Raw genomic sequence first — 17,507 nt, forward strand, 5'->3', positions numbered from 1 at the left:
AATCTTAATAAATATTAATATATGTGCGGAGGTTCTATAATATGCAAACAAATGAAATGATTAAATCTACTATTGAACAGGGTTTAACTACTCTTGGTATTGAATTCGGTTCCACTCGTATTAAAGCAGTATTAATTAATACTGACCATGAACCAATTGCTGTTGGTGCTTATGATTGGGAAAACAGTCTTATCGATGGCATTTGGACTTATAGCGAAGAAGAAATCTGGGCTGGTCTTCAAGGTTGCTACAAAAATTTAGTTGAAGAAGTAAAAGCAAAATATGGCGTTAGTATCACTAAATTAGCTGGTCTTGGTTTCAGTGCAATGATGCATGGCTATCTTGCTTTTGACGAAAAAGATACTTTACTTGTACCATTCCGCACTTGGAGAAACAATATCACAGGTCAAGCTTCTCATGAATTAATTAAATTATTCAAGTACAATGTTCCTCAAAGATTTAGCATTGCTCATCTTTATCAAGCAATTTTAAACAATGAAGAACATGTAGATAAAATCAAATTCTTCACTACATTAGCTGGTTTTGTTCATTGGAAATTATCTGGTGAAAAAGTACTCGGTATCGGTGATGCTTCTGGCATGTTCCCAATCGATATCAACACTAAAGATTACAATGAAAAAATGCTTGCTGATTTCGATGCACATATCGCTGATAAAAATTATCCATGGTCTATCCGTGAAATTCTACCAAAAGTTTTAGTTGCTGGTGAAAATGCAGGTTATTTAACTGCTGAAGGTGCAAAACTTCTCGATCCAACAGGAACACTCCAAGCTGGTACTCCTATGTGCCCACCAGAAGGTGATGCTGGTACTGGTATGGTAGCTACAAATACAGTTACAAAACGTACAGGTAATGTATCTGCTGGTACTTCTGTATTCGCTATGATTGTTCTTGAACGTGATTTATCCAAAGTTTATGAAGAACTTGATATGGTTACTACTCCTGCTGGTGATTTAGTAGCTATGGCTCATTCCAATAACTGTACAACAGATTTAAATAGCTGGATTAGCCTCTTCCATGAATGCCTCACTAGCTTTGGCGTAAAAGTAGATGCTAATGAATTATTCTCTACATTATATAATAAAGCTTTAGAAGGCGATGCTGACTGCGGTGGCTTACTTGCTTATTGCTATCATTCTGGTGAACATATCACAGGCTTTACTGAAGGTCGTCCATTATTTGTTCGTAAATCCGACAGCAAATTCAATTTAGCAAACTTCATTCGCGTACATCTTTCTACAGCTCTTGGTGCTATGAAAACTGGTTTAGATATTTTAACAAAAGAAGAAAATGTTACTATCGAACAAATTTTAGGTCATGGTGGCTTATTTAAAACTAAAGGCGTAGGTCAAACAATCATGGCTAATGCTATCGGCGCTCCTGTAACAGTTATGGAAACAGCAGGCGAAGGCGGTGCATGGGGTATTGCACTCTTAGCTGATTATATGAATAATAAAGAAAACTTATCTCTTGATGAATATTTAAGCACTAAAGTATTCAAAAATAGCGTTGCCGAAACTATTGCTCCAACAAAAGAAGGTATCGAAGGTTTTGAAACATTCATGACTAGATATCGCAATGGTCTTGCTATTGAACAATCTGCTATTGATAATTTAAAATAAAAAATCTCTTCTAAAAAGACAAGTCATTTGGCTTGTCTTTTTATTTTGTACTTTAATGTATTTTTTATTCATTAGCTAAAAATATTGTAAACCAAAAAAATATTTTATATAATATACAAGTATTTTTTCTAAGAGCCTTTTTTATTTATCATTCATATTTCTTAGAAAATAAATTTTACATAAAGGAGTTTTGGATATGAACTTATCTGTAAAAATTTTCATCTCTTTAATTTTATCCGTAATTGTTGGTCTTATCCTTGGCGAAGAAAATTTACCATGGCTGAAAGCTTATCTTGCGCCATTTGGTACAATGTTCATCAATTTAATCAAAATGATTATTGTACCTGTAGTATTAGCGTCTTTAGTTTGTGGTGTTGCTAGTCTAGGTGATACAAAAAAACTTGGTCGCATTGGTATCAAAGTTATTTTGTTATATTTAGTAACAACTGCTGTTGCTCTTATCATTGCTCTTGGTTTAGCTTCTGTTTTACAACCTGGTTTAGGTATGGATTTAGTAGCTGAAAAAGCTCCTGATATTAAAGAAGCTCCCGGTTTTATGGACGTTTTAGTTGGTATGATACCATCTAATCCTATCATGACTATGGCAAAAGCTGATATGCTTCCTCTCATTGTGTTTGCATTAGCTATTGGTATTGGTATCACTGCTGTAGGCAAAAAAGGTCAGCCACTTCTCACATTCTTTGATTCTTTAGCAGAAGTAAGTTATAAATTAATCTCCATGATTATGAACCTTGCACCTTATGGTGTATTTGCTCTTTTAGTACCAGTAGTTGCTGCTAATGGTCCAAAAGTTTTATTACCACTTTTATCCGTTATCGTTACTGTTTATATCGGTTGCATTATTCATGCACTTGTTGTATACTCTTCCATCGTTTCTACACTTGGTAAAATGAGTCCTTTGAAATTCTTTAAAGGTATGACAGAAACAATGCTCTTAGGTTTTACAACTTGTAGCTCCGCTGCTGCACTTCCTGTAAATATGAAAAACTGTACAGAAAATCTTGGTGCTAATAAATCCATTGCTAGCTTCGTACTTCCTTTAGGTGCAACTATCAATATGGACGGAACAGCTATTTATCAAGGTGTTTGCGCTATCTTTATCGCTAATGTTTATGGTATCGATTTAACAGCAGGTCAAATGCTTATGATCGTCTTAACTGGTACACTTGCTTCTGTAGGTACTGCTGGTGTTCCTGGTGCTGGTGTTATCATGCTTGCACTTGTATTACAGACTGTAGGTCTTCCTATGGAAGGTCTTGCACTCGTTGCTGGTATTGACCGTGTATTAGATATGATCCGTACTTGTCTTAATATTACAGGTGATGCTGCTGTAACTATCGCAGTAAGCCAAACAGAACGAAGTAATAATTAAATCTACTAAAAAATAAAGACACTAGAAATAATCTAGTGTCTTTTATTATGCCCTAAAATTCATTTTAATATACTGTAGATATTACTTTTCCTAGACTATCAGCCAAATCTTCTAAGTCTTCAAGATTTTCTTCTGATGCTAAAAATAAAGTGAAAATATCTGGACTTAAATCTATCATACCAATACAAATATCTTCATCAAACCATTTACTATCAAGATATTTACACCAATTTATAATATTTTCATCATCAATAAAGTCCATTTCTTCATTGTAATAATCGTACTCATCATCTTCATTATAGTCATATTTATCTATTTCATAATCTTCTTCTTCAAACTTACTATCCAAAGCTAGATTATATTCTTTAAAAGTTCGCAAACTCTTCAGGCTCCAACCAAAATCAGTAATACTACAATCTTCTTGTATTTGCATTACATAATTATTTCTGACTAAAATATTCACTGTAACTAGCCATTGCAAATCTTCTACAGAATCATATTTTATACTGATATTGCGCTCTTCAAACTCTTCTAAATGCTCTTGTGCATATGCTTCTATATTATCGATACTCTCTTCTATTTCCGCTAATACATCATCATCATTACCGCTTATAATTCGCGCTATCTCTAATAAAGTTTTTGCCTTTTCCATTTGTATCCCTCTTTTTCTATTTAATTACTAATTTATTAATTCACTATATAAATAAAAAAATCCTGTTAATTTAAAAAACATTTTAGCTATGATATAATATATATTAACTAATATTTATTTTTAATTAATTTAAATTATAGGAGTGATTTTTATTTTATATATAGGTAACCATTTATCTTCTTCAAAAGGTTTTTTACAAATGGGTAAAGAAGCTTTAAGTTTAAATGCTAATACATTTTCTTTTTTTACTAGAAATCCTCGTGGTAGCAAAGCCAAAGATATAGACGATAATGATGTACAACAATTTTTAGCACTAGCCAAACAATATAAATTCCATAAATTAGTAGCTCATGCACCTTATACATTAAATCCATGTTCCAATCGTGAAGAAGTGCGCGAATTTGCTCGTCAAACAATTGCTGATGATTTACTTCGCATGGAAAAATTGCCTCATAATTATTATAATTTCCACCCAGGAAATCACTTAGGGCAAGGCATAGATTTCGCCATCAAAGCTATCAGTAATTGCTTAAACGAAGTGATGTGGTCTAAACAGCAGACTACTGTTTTATTAGAAACTATGGCAGGAAAAGGCACTGAAGTTGGCAAAACTTTTGCTGAACTTCAAGCGATTATTGAGCGTATTAATTTACAAGATAAAATAGGTGTATGCCTTGATACTTGTCATATTTGGGACGGCGGTTATGATATTGTAAATAATTTAGATGATGTCCTAGCTGATTTTGATAAAATAATCGGTCTTGATAAATTAAAAGCTATACATTTAAATGATAGTAAAAATGACTTAAACACTCATAAAGACCGCCATGAAAAAATCGGTCAAGGTAAAATAGGTCTTGATGCTATCATAAAAATTATAAACCATCCACAATTAAAACATTTGCCATTTATTTTAGAAACACCAAATGACCATGATGGATATGCTCAAGAAATAGCTTTATTGCGCGCTAATTTCAATTAAATATAAATAAAAAAAGTATCTTTTTCTAACTGAAATATAAGTCAGAAAAAGATACTTTTTATTTTACTTATTTATCTTGTTTGCCAATGAGCTAATGCTCCTGTAAATTCATTCAATTTAAATGAATTTGCTACAGCTTTATCAATGAAATTTTGAGCATTTTCAAAGGCTTGATGGATATCTAAACCTTTAGCAAGTCCTGCTGTTATTGCTGCGGAAAAAGTGCAACCAGCACCGCTATTATAGATATTTTTCATCTTAGCTTTTTTCTGGATAGTAAATTCTTTACCATCAAATAAGACATCTACCATATAATCGCCATCTACGCGACTACCAGATTTTATAATGACATTTTTTGCACCGAGTTTATTGATTTTTACACAAGCTTCTTTAATATCTTCTACAGTTTCCACTTTTTCCATACCTGCAAGATAAGCAGACTCTACTGTATTTGGTGTTATTACATCAGCTTTTTTCACCAATAAAGATTTTATTGCTTCGGCTGCTTCTGGTACCATGATAGCGTCGATACCTTTACAAACCATTACAGGGTCGATTACTACATTTTTAAAATTATATTTATCTATGGATTTCGCTACTAATTCTACAAGAGCAGCTGAACCTAACATACCTGTTTTCATGGCATTAATGCCAATACCTTCACCAACAGTTGCAATCTGACGTTCAATAGTAGGCAAATCTATAGGAAAGATATCATGAGCCCAATCTTTTGGATTTTGTGCCACAATTACAGTTAGTGCCACCATTCCATAAACGCCCATCTCTTCAAAAGTCTTTAAATCAGCTTCCATACCAGCTCCACCAGAAGTATCAGAACCTGCTATAGTCAATGCTTTATAATTTTCTAATGCCATATTATCACCTTTATCTAATAGAATAAAAAATTTATTTAAAATTATAGATATCTATTAGTTAAAAGTCAATTAAAATACGAAAAAAGTCAATATTGTATCGATACAATATTTTATTTAAATTTCAAACCTTTGACTACAATATCAACATCATGCACAAACATACCTGTCATATATTCTACGACTTCTTTTATCTTCTTTTGTATGCCTTGTATCATTGTTGGAATATGACTTCCATAATTTAAAACTACTTCAAAAGAAACTTTTATACCTTTATCTTCACCTTTTTCCCAAACATGGTCAACATGTATGTGTGAAGCTTTAAAATCAAAATCTTTATCCTTAGCAATATGCTTAATAATGGATAAAATTGCAGCATCATCTATGATAAGTCTTCCATAATAACTAAAAATTGGTCGTACTATGGATTTTTCACCTAAACGACGGCGTTTTGTACTTGATTTTTTGAAAAATGATTGTATTGGATCTATCAAATAACCTGAAAAATGTGGTTTTAACTCAATAGTTGGTACAGGAATGATATGTTTACCTTCACGATTGCGATAAAATTGAGCTTTTGCCATTTCTGCTTTTGTAGCAATATCTGCTATATTGATAATTTTGCTAATTGGTGGCAAATTCAAAGCTTTATCAATGCGATGCACCATATTTTCAGAAGTGCCTAAAATCAAAATTCTATTTGGCTGTTCTTTTTCTATAGCAGTTCTCACTTCTTCGGCATGTCCAGGCACTACAAAAACAGCTCGTCTTATCGCCATGATTTTACTTGCTTCTCTTTTAGCAGAATGACCTGCTATGATTTTATTGTCTTTTATCAAAATCCCATCATCTATAATGGCATCAGCTTTATTTTGTCTTGCTACCATTAATGCTCTATGGGATTTTCCTGTTCCACTTGGTCCTACTAACGCAATAACATCCATATCTTATGCTCCTTTTTATCAATATTAAGCTACTTAATTAACATATTTTTAGAATTTTTCGTTTTTTATCAACAATATATTTTAAAAATACAGTTATTATTTCATATTATATATAATTATAATGGTTATTATCCTTAAACGCAAAGTATGTCTAAAGCTCAATAAATAAATTACTAAACCTTAGACATACCCTGTCTTAAAATTCAACTTAACCTAAAAAGTAATTAGCGAATATGAATAATTTAGTCTATGTACTCATACGACCTTATCTTGATTCAATGATCAATTTTATTGCAGTTCTTTCTTCGCCATCGATTTCTATATCAGCAAAAGCTGGTACACAAACTAAATCAATGCCACTAGGTGCCACAAAGCCACGTGCTATAGCTACTGCTTTTACTGCTTGATTTAATGCTCCTGCACCTACTGCTTGTAATTCTGCTGTTCCTTTTTCTCTTAATACTCCTGCTAAAGCTCCTGCTACAGAATTTGGATTGGATTTTGTTGATACTCTTAATACTTCCATAATGTACACCCCTTAACGATTAGGAATTATTATATAAGTTCGCCAAACAAGTTCCAAAATCCTTTTTTTATAACTGTATACTTGTATATTCTTTATTCTTCGTTAAATAGTATTCTTTCAAAGGATTTTACGCTATTATCTTCTACTAATTCTAAAACAACAGCAGAAAAAATATTTGGACCTTCTGCCATTTCAAAACGCACTGGTCTACATGTGATGAATTTATCTATTGCATTATTTACATTTATACCAAGGCTTGAATTATAAGGCCCTACCATACCTAAATCACTGATATAAGCTGTTCCTTTAGGTAATATTCTATTATCTGCTGTCTGCACATGAGTATGAGTTCCTACCACACAAGTTACTCTACCATCAAGATAAAATCCCATTGCTATCTTTTCTGACGTAGCTTCTGCATGTATATCTACCAATATAATATCACACTGATTTTTAATTTCTTTTAAAATTTCGTCGACCTTTTGGAATGGACAGTCCATTGGTGGCATAAAAGTTCTACCAGATACATTGATTACACCGATATTTTTAGCTTTAAATGGATAGATACAATAACCTTTGCCAGGTGCTCCTTCTGGATAATTTGCAGGTCGTATCAAAAATGGTTCATCATCTATAAAAGATACAATTTCTTTTTGATCCCAAATATGATTACCTGAAGTTACTATATCTGCTCCAGCTCGATAAATTTCATCTAAAGTTTTGCGACTGATACCTCTGCCACCTGCAATATTTTCGCCGTTAACTACAACTACATCTATATTATGTTCTTTTTTCAATTCTGGAACATATTTTCTAAATGCTTCTCTACCTGGTCTACCACATACATCGCCAACAATTAAAAATTTCAAAATAAATTCTCCTCTTATTTTATTCTTCACAAAATCTATAATTATTTATTAAACACAATGACTCTACCAGCTTCGCGAATACCTATCATTTTTTCTACTACTGGATTAATTTTCAAACTCGCAAACATCGTATCTATTAAATCCATTTGCGCTAACATTGTACTATCTATCATAGGAATTTTATCAGTATCCATAATCAGTAATTCGCCAAATTCTTCATTAATTAACGTATTTATCAAACGAAGTTCTCCATGAGAAAAAGTTTTCATATCTCTTTTTATCGTTATAAAAGTAGCTTTTTCTTCTATATTTACTTTTACTTCATCACATTCCACTTGCGTTTTTTCTAAATAATGATAGGACTTTAAACATTCTTCTAATAAAGTTCGTGTTTTTTCTATTTCTTCATCAGTCAATATCTTTTGGATAATATAATTTATATATATTTTTTCATCTGGTTCTATAGATATCTTGCTAATCTCTGGATAATAAATTAATACTGATGTCAATAAATTAACACAATCCATATTAGGTTTTTTCTCATCTTTAGTTTTAGTAATTTGCATTATTGTAACCTCACTGCAAAATCAAATAATATTAATCACAAACTCATTTTATATCTATTCAATTTATCCAAAAAGAGATTTAATGCAAAAAAAGTAGTTATCAATATTAATAACTACTTTCTTGCTTCTACTTTATGTCAAAAGAAATTATTATCTTTATTTTGCATAATCAACTACACGAGTTTCTCTAATTACAGTTACTTTTATCTGTCCTGGATATTCAAGTTCAGCTTCAATTTTCTTAGTGATATCATGAGCCAAAGCAACAGTTGAGATATCATCCATTTTTTCTGGTTTAACCATAATGCGAATTTCTCTACCTGCTTGAATAGCAAATGAACGGTCAACACCTTCAAAGGATTCTGCTATTTCTTCAAGACGTTTTAAACGTTTCAAATAAGATTCTAAACTTTCACGTCTAGCACCTGGACGTGCGGCTGATACAGCATCAGCTGCTGCAACGAGTACAGCTTCCACAGTTTTTGCTTCTTCATCACCATGATGAGCAGCTATAGCATTTACAACATCAGCAGATTCACGATATTTTTTCGCTAAATCTGCACCGATAGTAACATGTGGACCTTCAACTTCATGGTCAATAGCTTTACCTATATCATGTAATAAACCACCGCGTTTAGCAAGATTTACATCAACACCTAATTCAGCAGCCATTACACCTGCTAAATGAGATACTTCTACAGAATGATTTAATACATTTTGACCATAACTTGTACGATATTTTAATCTACCTAATAATTTTACAATTTCTGGATGTAATCCATGTACACCAGTTTCAAAGCAAGCTTGTTCTCCTGCTTCTTTAATGCGTTGGTCTACTTCTTTACGAGCTTTTTCTACCATCTCTTCAATGCGAGCTGGGTGAATACGCCCATCTGTAATGAGTTTTTCCAAAGCAATACGTGCAATTTCACGACGAACAGGATCAAAACCAGATAAAATTACAGCTTCTGGTGTATCATCAATAATTAAATCAATGCCTGTCATTGTTTCTAAAGCACGAATATTTCTACCTTCACGACCAATGATGCGACCTTTCATCTCATCATTTGGCAATGCTACTACAGAAACAGTAGTTTCTGCTACATGGTCAGCAGCACATCTTTGAATAGCCAAAGAAATGATATTTCTAGCACGTTTTTCTGCTTCTTCTTTTGCTTGCTGTTCATATTCTTTAATCATTACAGCTTTATCGTGTTTGATTTCGATTTCAGCGTCTGCAAGTAACATACTGCGTGCATCTTCTGTAGTAAGTCCAGAAATACGTTCTAATTCTTCTAACTGTTTTGCATGAAGTGCTTCTATTTTTGCTTGAGATTTATCAATCTCAGCTTCTTTACGATTTAAAACTTCTTCTTTTTTCTCTAAAGAATCAATTTTTCTATCTAAATTTTCTTCTTTTTGTACCAAACGACGTTCTTGACGGGAAAGTTCATTTCTACGGTCTTTTGTATCGCGGTCTAACTCTTGACGCATTCTATGTATTTCTTCTTTTGCTTCAAGAGTTGCTTCTTTTTTCTTAGTTTCAATCTGTTTTTCGGCTTCTGTAACAATTCTTCTTGCTTCAGCTTCAGCAGAGCCAATTTGTGATTCTGCACTGCGTTTTCTCATCCAATAGCCCACACCTAAGCCTACAACTAGTGCAAGTATTATCGCTAATAATAATTCAACGATAATCTCCACCCCCCTTTACGTTAAATTTTTCTAAATATTCTTTACAAATTCATATAGCTGACGTAACCATATAGAAGTATTGTAAAGGTTTTTAGAAACAGTGTCAAGATTACTTACCTATTAATGACACATTAACATTCCTAAAAGAAAGCCATCACTATATCTTTAGTAATGGCTTTCTTTTCACTTTATCTTATTTGCTTTTTTACTGTATCTTTACTGTATCAAATTAGAGTTTTATCATCAATTCCATAATAATTTCATCCAATTTGGATATTCTTTTTCTAAATGAACTGTAATTGCATTTAATAAATCCATTACTAATTCACCATCTAAATCATCATTTTTATTAGGAATATACATATCTAAATATAACGCATTATCTGCACCTAAATAATATTTTACTGCTTTATAATTTATATTCATCTCATTTACACAACGAATGAATTCATCTTTATTTTTCATATATTCAATGTCTGGTATTACTTGCACACGTAAAATAACATAAATACTTTCATCCATCACGATTACAGCAGGCAATTTTTGACCAAATACTTTTACATATGTATGAAAAGTAACTCGTGCATTTTCTTCTTCATTATTATTTATACTTTCTTCTACTTTGAAATTTGTAATATTATTTTCTGCTATATAAGCTTTAAATTTTTCTGCTTTTAAATTCATTTTGCACCATTCCTTCATTAAAATATATTTTTTATCGTCAATATAAAAATAAAAACGCATCTCTGATAAATTATAAAACATATATTATCTTGATTATGTTATATATATATATTATCATTATTTTATAATTTTATATATTCCTTTTTAGTCTTTCGATAAATTTTATGATTATGTTTTTCATAATCTCTGGAGTGATTAAGATGAAAACTGATAATATGGATATTACAATTGATGATATTATCAATACCGTAAAAAGTTACAATCCACAAGCTAATTTTGATTTAATTACTAAAGCTTATAATCTTGCTTATGAGGCACATGCTGACCAAAAACGTATTTCAGGTGAAATGTATATCACACACCCATTACATGTCGCTATGATTTTAACTGATTTACATATCGACGATGTTACTATTGCTGCTGCCTTATTGCATGACGTTGTGGAAGATACAATCTATACCATTGAACAAATGAAAGAACTCTTTGGCGAAGAAGTTGCTATGCTCATTGACGGCGTAACTAAACTCAGCAAAATGAAATATAAATCCAAAGAGGACCAACAGCTTGAAACATATCGCAAAATGTTTTTAGCTATGGCTAAAGATATTCGTGTAATCATGATAAAATTAGCCGACCGCTTGCATAATATGCGTACCTTAAAATATATGCGTGAAGAAAAACAAAAACGCATTGCTAAGGAAACGCTAGAAGTTTATGCACCACTTGCTAATCGCCTTGGTATTTCCAATATCAAATGGGAACTTGAAGATTTATGTTTGCGTTATCTTGAACCTGAAACTTATTATGATTTAGTAGATAAAGTAAACCAAAAACGTGAAGAACGTCAAGGTTTTATCAATGACGCTGTAGCAAAAATACAGCAAGAATTTGATAAAATTCATTTAAAAGGTGAAATCAAAGGTAGAGCAAAACATTTCTACAGTATCTACCGCAAAATGAAAAAAAGCAATAAAGATATCTCCGATATTTTCGATTTACTCGCTGTGCGTGTATTAGTGCAGACTATCCCTGATTGCTACACTGTACTTGGTATTATTCACGCTATGTGGAAACCACTACCAGGTAGATTTAAAGATTATATCGCTGTACCAAAAACTAATGGCTATCAATCTTTGCATACTACTGTAATCACAGATAATGGTCTTCCACTTGAAATTCAAATTCGTACTTTTGCTATGCATGCTATTTCTGAATATGGTATTGCTGCTCACTGGAAATATAAAGAAGCTGGCAATAAAAGTATAGGAGCCAATAGCGAATACGATAAAAAACTTTCATGGCTTCGCCAAATGATTACACTTCAAGATGAATTTTCCGACCCACGCGAATATTTTGAAGCACTCAAAATTGATATTTTCTCCGATGAAGTATTCGTATATACTCCTCGCGGTGATGTTATCAATTTACCAAAAGGCTCAAACCCTATAGATTTTGCTTATCACATTCATACAGATATTGGCAATCACTGTGTAGGTGCTAAAGTAAATGGCAAAATTGTTCCACTTGAATATACTTTGCAAAACGGTGATATCGTTTCTGTAATTACCAATAAACAAAATAATGGCCCAAGTCCAGATTGGTTAAATATCGTAGCTTCTTCACAGACAAGAACAAAAATCCGCCAATGGTTCAAGAAACAACGTCGTGAAGAAAATATCGCCCGTGGTCTTGAATTATTAGAAAATGAAGCTAAACATTTAGGCTATAATTTTAAAGATTTAGCCAAAAATGATAGACTTTTACAAGTAGCTCAAAAATTAAATATCCAAAATACTGATGATATGTTTGCTTCTATCGGTTTTGGTGGTATCACTGTAAATAGTATTATGAGTAAACTCATTGCTTTTTATAAAAAAGACCTACAAGAAATCACCCCTCCGGATATTTCACAAATGCTTGAAAAAATCAAGCCTAAAACACCTAAGAAAAAAGCAAGTCATGGTATTTTAGTCGAAGGTGAAGATGGTTTCCTTGTGCATTTAGCAAAATGTTGTAATCCTATCCCAGGCGACCAAATAATCGGTTATATAACTCGTGGTCGCGGTGTATCTGTCCATCGTGCCGATTGTCCAAATGTATTGCGTGAAGGCAATGATATGATGCGCGTCATTGATGTAAATTGGGATATCAGCACAGACCAATCTTATCCTGTAACTATCGAAGTTGGTTGCTACGATAGACAAGGTATCTTAACTGAAATTATCGCTAGAATTTCTGATGCGAAAATAAATATTGAAAATATTTCCTCTCGCAGTATTCCTAGCAATAAAACTGCTGTCATGACTATTACTTTCCATACAAAAAATTTAGCTCGTGCAGAACAATTAATGAATACACTCCGCCGTCTCAAAGATGTTTATAGCGTTCGTCGTAATTTGAGTAGTTCTGCTAAAGAAAAATAAACTAATAAAAATTACAAAGGAGCATTATCATGAAAATAAAAGCCTTAGTAGTTGGCCCAATCATGGAAAATTGCTATATTTTATATGATGAACAAACTTTAGAAGGCATAATCGTCGACCCAGGCGATGAAGCTACAAGTATTTTAAATGTGATCAATAATTTAAAACTTCATATTAAATATATTGTAAATACACATGGTCATGCTGACCATATTGGCGCTAATAAAGAATTAGGTTTAGCTCTAAAAGCAAAATTGGCTATTCATGCTGATGATGCTTGTATGCTCACTGACCCACATCTCAATCTTTCTGAAAATGGCTATATGGGTAGACCTATAATTTCTCAACCTGCCGATATAATCTTACATGAAGGCGATATTATTTCTTTTGGCAATTGCAATCTAAAAGTAATCCATACTCCAGGGCATACACCTGGTGGAATTTGCCTTGTTGGTGAAGGCGTTGTTATGAGTGGCGACTCTTTATTTGCTGGCTCTATTGGTAGAACTGATTTTCCTACTGGCTCTATGACTGATTTAATTTCCAATTTAAAAGCAAAAATCTTGACTTTAGATGAAAATTTAACTGTTTTTCCTGGTCATGGTGGAGCAACTACTATTGCCTATGAAAAACAAATCAATCCTTATTTAGGTTAAATAAAAATGATAAATGATTTTTCACCCGAAATCTTAGATTTAAATACTATTGATGAAGCGCGCCAAGCTATGCAAGATATCCACTGCACTGATGCTGGCATAAAAATAATGCAAGATAAAGCTCTTTTCAAAGTGATAAAACTCTATGATGTAAATAGCAAAGCTGCCAATATTTTAAAACAAACATTTTTAAGCAAAGGTGGCGAAGTTGCTATCTCTCGTCATTGTGCTGATTTAAGCAAAGAAACTAGTGATGTCATCATTATGGCGACTATATATCAATATAAAAGAGCCATACCTGTATTGAAAATGCAACCTTGGAAATTAAAACAAATCGCTGAAATTTTAACCACTATGATAAAAGAGGTCTAAAGATGTTTTATTCTTGTAAATATCAATTTGAAAATATCTCTTTATATCTAGTAGCGACAGAAACTCATTTAATTAATATTCAATTTACGCAACCACAAAAAGCTCTGTTACAAACAACAGAGCTTTTATCTATGGCTACTATTCAATTAGATGAATACTTCCAAGGGAAACGCACTACATTTTCTTTACCATTTAAATTAACAGGTACGCCATTTCAACTTGCAGTATGGAAAGAACTTCAAAATATTCCCTATGGACAAACTACTAGTTATAAAGAAATCGCTCAAAAAATCAATAAGCCTAAAGCATGTCGAGCTGTAGGCATGGCTAATAATAAAAATCCACTGCCTATTATCATTCCCTGTCATCGTGTGATTGGCTCTAATGGAAAATTAATCGGTTATGTAGGTGGATTAAAATTAAAAAATTATCTCTTAGAATTAGAAAAATCACATACTAATTTTTAATATAAAACTACAAATATAAGAAGGTTGATTTTATGAACTACAAAGGCGTTATATTTGACCTTGATGGCACTCTTGTTAATTCTTTAACAGATTTAGCAAATAGTATAAACACTGTACTTACTGAATATAATTTACCTACTCATGATATCGAAAGTTATAAATATCGTGTAGGTAATGGCATAAAAAAATTAATGGAGCGTTCCCTACCTCAAGATAAACAGTATCTTTTAGATGAAGCTTTAGCTAAATTCAAACAAGTATACGCTAAACATAATTTAGACCATACAGCACCTTATGAAGATATCTTAACTTTATTAAAAAAATTGCAACAACAAAATATAAAACTCGGTATTTGTACAAATAAACATGATGAAGCTGCCAAAAATATCGTAAAATTATTATTTGGTGAAGGTATTTTCAGCGAAATAATCGGCGATAAAGCTGGATTAAAACGCAAACCCGACCCAGGCAAAGTCTTGATGATTGCCCAAAATTGGCAATTAAAGCCTCAAGAAATAGCTTATCTTGGGGACTCTGATGTAGATATGCAGACTGCCAAAAATGCCGATATGTTAGCTGTTGGTGTATTATGGGGCTTTAGACCTGCTGATGAATTAAAACAAAATGGCGCAGATATTTTAATTGCTAAACCACTTGATTTATTAACTCAAGTATCATTTGCTAAATAATTTTTTATTATAGAAAGGATTTTTTAATTAATGAAAAGTAAAATTCCTGTTCAATTAGGACAGAAATATGAAATAAAAATCACAGGAATGGGGCAAAGCGGTGAAGGCGTTGGACGCTTTGAAAATTTCACTGTATTTATTCCTTATGCACTTCCTGGAGAAACTGTAGAAGCTAAAATCACACTTGTGAAAAAAAATTATGCTACAGGCGAAATAGTATCTATTCTTGAAAAAACTTCAGACAGAATAAAACCAATCTGTAAAGTATATGATGACTGTGGTGCTTGCCAACTTCAACATTATTCTTATGAAGCTCAACTAAATGCAAAAAAACAAAAAGTAATCGATATGATGGAACATATCGCCATCAAAAAAGATATCATCATTCACCCTACTATGCCATCTGTTCATGAATGGCACTATCGCAATAAAATGCAATTTCCAATCGGCAGAAGTAAAAAAGAAGGTATTATCGTCGGTTGTTATGCTCATAGCAGTCATAATATCATCAATACTGAAAACTGCCATATTCAAAAACATACAAATAATGTAATCGCCAATGCTGTACGTGAAATGGCAACAAAATTTAAATTAAGTGTCTATGATGAAAAAACTCACTATGGTCTTTTACGCCATGTCGTAGGTCGTACTAATCGCGACGAAACTGAATGTATGGTCGTACTCGTTACTGCTCAACCAAAAATACCTCGCGTACGTGAAATCGTGAATTTCTTACGCTCCAAAATTCCAAATTTGACAAGTGTAGTACAAAATATCAATACTGGTAGAAATAATATCATCATGGGCAAAGAGTGCAAAATTCTTTGGGGTGCCTCTCATATCACAGACAGATTAGGCAGTCTAAAATTCAAAATATCTGCACTTTCCTTCTTCCAAGTAAATACAGAACAAGCAGAAAAATTATATGAATGTGCTTTAAAATACGCTAATTTAACAGGTAAAGAAACTGTAATTGACGGCTATTGCGGCACAGGTACTATCTCTTTATTTTTAGCTCAAAAAGCAAAAAAAGTTTATGGTATGGAAATCGTACCTGAAGCAATCCGCGATGCTATTGCTAATGCTCGTGATAACAATATAAGAAATGCTGAATTCTTAACAGGCGATGCTGCTAAATTAATGCCTCAACTTTATCGCAAAGGACTTCGTCCAGATGTAATCGTAACTGACCCACCAAGAGCAGGCTGTGCACCAGAAGTTTTAAAAACTTTCGCTGCTATGAGACCAAAACGCATTGTCTACGTATCTTGTAACCCTGCATCACTTGCTCGCGATATCGGTATCTTAGACGAATTAGGCTATAAAGCTACAGAAATCCAACCTGTAGACATGTTCCCACAAACAGGTCATGTAGAATCTGTATGTCTATTATCCCATCAAAATACAAAGTAGGTTTCAGTACCATATAAACCAGAGAATGATAACTAGGAGCTGATACCTGGAAGCGCGACATACAAAAAGATCAAAGAGTATATCGCAACGAAATATAATGCTAACGTTTATAGCTCAGATCAAGGAGAAGGGGGGCATTGATAAGCGTGAATGCTTCAATAAACCGAAGAGTGTTGACAGTAAGCAGCCTCAGATACCTGCTGATAAAGAACAGATAATCATGGATGCGCTGAAGCATTTCAATATAATCCGAAAATTAAACACAACCAAAAATTAACCTGCAGTAATGCAGTCAAAGGAGCCAATACTTGCAGCAAAGTTCTGGCTCCTTTTTTGTGTGTTATTATACACGATAAAAGTAAGTACGTATTGGCTTCTGATATTTTGCTTGTTATAATACAATCATAAGTTAATAATAAATGTTCACCGTTAGTGTATATTCTACCGTATAAGCTTATAGCAAAAGTTTGTGATATGAAGGCTGTGAACAGATACTTAGGAATTTCCCCTGATCATCTGTTTGCAGCCCTATTTTTTTGAAAACAAAAAGGATTTAAGATAACAAGACCTATGGAAAGCAAAACGAAAAAGTATCAGATCATGAATGATTCTAGCCGAGTAAATAATAAAGGGATCAAATAGAAGAAAGCGAACGGAAAGTTTT

At 32.7% G+C, this 17,507-nt stretch carries 17 protein-coding genes; 9 read left to right on the top strand and 8 right to left on the bottom strand.

All coding sequences use genetic code 11. The features are described 5' to 3' along the window. Nucleotides 1-41 precede the first annotated feature (41 nt). Nucleotides 42-1,643: a xylulokinase gene (locus BMX03_RS02845; RefSeq protein ID WP_091693661.1), complete on the top strand. Its 1,602-nt coding sequence runs from the start codon at nucleotides 42-44 to the stop codon at nucleotides 1,641-1,643. Between the two features lie 196 nt (nucleotides 1,644-1,839). After that, nucleotides 1,840-3,036 (top strand): dicarboxylate/amino acid:cation symporter, encoded by a 1,197-nt coding sequence (locus BMX03_RS02850; RefSeq protein WP_008539902.1) that lies wholly within the window; start codon nucleotides 1,840-1,842, stop codon nucleotides 3,034-3,036. Between the two features lie 64 nt (nucleotides 3,037-3,100). Here BMX03_RS02850 and BMX03_RS02855 read toward each other — a convergent pair whose 3' ends face one another. Continuing rightward, nucleotides 3,101-3,688, bottom strand: coding sequence for a DUF6630 family protein (locus BMX03_RS02855; protein WP_008539901.1), 588 nt, complete (start codon nucleotides 3,686-3,688; stop codon nucleotides 3,101-3,103). Between the two features lie 151 nt (nucleotides 3,689-3,839). Here BMX03_RS02855 and BMX03_RS02860 point away from each other — a divergent pair, with 151 nt between their 5' ends. After that, the gene (locus tag BMX03_RS02860) at nucleotides 3,840-4,670 is read left to right on the top strand and encodes a deoxyribonuclease IV (RefSeq protein ID WP_091693732.1); all 831 of its coding nucleotides are present in this window, start codon (nucleotides 3,840-3,842) and stop codon (nucleotides 4,668-4,670) included. A 71-nt stretch (nucleotides 4,671-4,741) separates the two neighbouring features. Here BMX03_RS02860 and thiD read toward each other — a convergent pair whose 3' ends face one another. The 7 genes from thiD to BMX03_RS02895 form a co-directional block, all read right to left on the bottom strand. Next, nucleotides 4,742-5,545 (bottom strand): bifunctional hydroxymethylpyrimidine kinase/phosphomethylpyrimidine kinase, encoded by an 804-nt coding sequence (gene thiD / locus BMX03_RS02865; RefSeq protein ID WP_008539897.1) that lies wholly within the window; start codon nucleotides 5,543-5,545, stop codon nucleotides 4,742-4,744. Nucleotides 5,546-5,655: 110 nt separating this feature from the next. Next, on the bottom strand, nucleotides 5,656-6,486 hold the full coding sequence (locus BMX03_RS02870) for an Asp23/Gls24 family envelope stress response protein (protein ID WP_015562119.1): 831 nt from the start codon (nucleotides 6,484-6,486) through the stop codon (nucleotides 5,656-5,658). Between the two features lie 265 nt (nucleotides 6,487-6,751). Further along, nucleotides 6,752-7,012: a stage V sporulation protein S gene (locus BMX03_RS02875; RefSeq protein WP_008539893.1), complete on the bottom strand. Its 261-nt coding sequence runs from the start codon at nucleotides 7,010-7,012 to the stop codon at nucleotides 6,752-6,754. A gap of 92 nt (nucleotides 7,013-7,104) precedes the next feature. Beyond that, nucleotides 7,105-7,881 carry a TIGR00282 family metallophosphoesterase gene (locus tag BMX03_RS02880; RefSeq protein ID WP_075554747.1) on the bottom strand — a complete coding sequence of 259 codons (777 nt, stop codon included), beginning with the start codon at nucleotides 7,879-7,881 and terminating at the stop codon, nucleotides 7,105-7,107. Nucleotides 7,882-7,922: 41 nt separating this feature from the next. Next, nucleotides 7,923-8,447, bottom strand: a complete 525-nt coding sequence (locus BMX03_RS02885; RefSeq protein WP_022228722.1) for a hypothetical protein — start codon at nucleotides 8,445-8,447, stop codon at nucleotides 7,923-7,925. A 156-nt stretch (nucleotides 8,448-8,603) separates the two neighbouring features. After that, a complete protein-coding gene (rny, locus tag BMX03_RS02890) occupies nucleotides 8,604-10,148 on the bottom strand; it encodes a ribonuclease Y (RefSeq protein WP_022228723.1) in 1,545 nt (514 codons plus the stop codon). 234 nt (nucleotides 10,149-10,382) lie between these two features. After that, the gene (locus BMX03_RS02895; RefSeq protein ID WP_008539887.1) at nucleotides 10,383-10,823 is read right to left on the bottom strand and encodes a hypothetical protein; all 441 of its coding nucleotides are present in this window, start codon (nucleotides 10,821-10,823) and stop codon (nucleotides 10,383-10,385) included. A gap of 200 nt (nucleotides 10,824-11,023) precedes the next feature. On the opposite strand from BMX03_RS02895, the gene BMX03_RS02900 reads away from it, so the two are divergent. The 6 genes from BMX03_RS02900 to rlmD are packed head-to-tail and all read left to right on the top strand — an operon-like array spanning nucleotide 11,024 to nucleotide 16,843. Next, a complete protein-coding gene (locus tag BMX03_RS02900; RefSeq protein ID WP_018999769.1) occupies nucleotides 11,024-13,246 on the top strand; it encodes a RelA/SpoT family protein in 2,223 nt (740 codons plus the stop codon). Between the two features lie 29 nt (nucleotides 13,247-13,275). Further along, nucleotides 13,276-13,902: an MBL fold metallo-hydrolase gene (locus BMX03_RS02905; RefSeq protein WP_091693664.1), complete on the top strand. Its 627-nt coding sequence runs from the start codon at nucleotides 13,276-13,278 to the stop codon at nucleotides 13,900-13,902. 6 nt (nucleotides 13,903-13,908) lie between these two features. After that, nucleotides 13,909-14,274, top strand: coding sequence for a hypothetical protein (locus tag BMX03_RS02910; protein WP_015562125.1), 366 nt, complete (start codon nucleotides 13,909-13,911; stop codon nucleotides 14,272-14,274). A gap of 2 nt (nucleotides 14,275-14,276) precedes the next feature. After that, complete coding sequence (locus BMX03_RS02915) at nucleotides 14,277-14,741, top strand: methylated-DNA--[protein]-cysteine S-methyltransferase (protein ID WP_091693666.1); 465 nt, start codon at nucleotides 14,277-14,279, stop codon at nucleotides 14,739-14,741. Nucleotides 14,742-14,773: 32 nt separating this feature from the next. Then, a complete protein-coding gene (locus BMX03_RS02920) occupies nucleotides 14,774-15,430 on the top strand; it encodes an HAD family hydrolase (RefSeq protein WP_091693669.1) in 657 nt (218 codons plus the stop codon). 30 nt (nucleotides 15,431-15,460) lie between these two features. Continuing rightward, nucleotides 15,461-16,843: a 23S rRNA (uracil(1939)-C(5))-methyltransferase RlmD gene (rlmD, locus tag BMX03_RS02925; RefSeq protein WP_091693672.1), complete on the top strand. Its 1,383-nt coding sequence runs from the start codon at nucleotides 15,461-15,463 to the stop codon at nucleotides 16,841-16,843. Nucleotides 16,844-17,507 lie beyond the last annotated feature (664 nt).

Source organism: Megamonas sp. Calf98-2 (assembly GCF_900110235.1).
In the GTDB taxonomy this organism is placed as follows: domain Bacteria; phylum Bacillota; class Negativicutes; order Selenomonadales; family Selenomonadaceae; genus Megamonas; species Megamonas funiformis.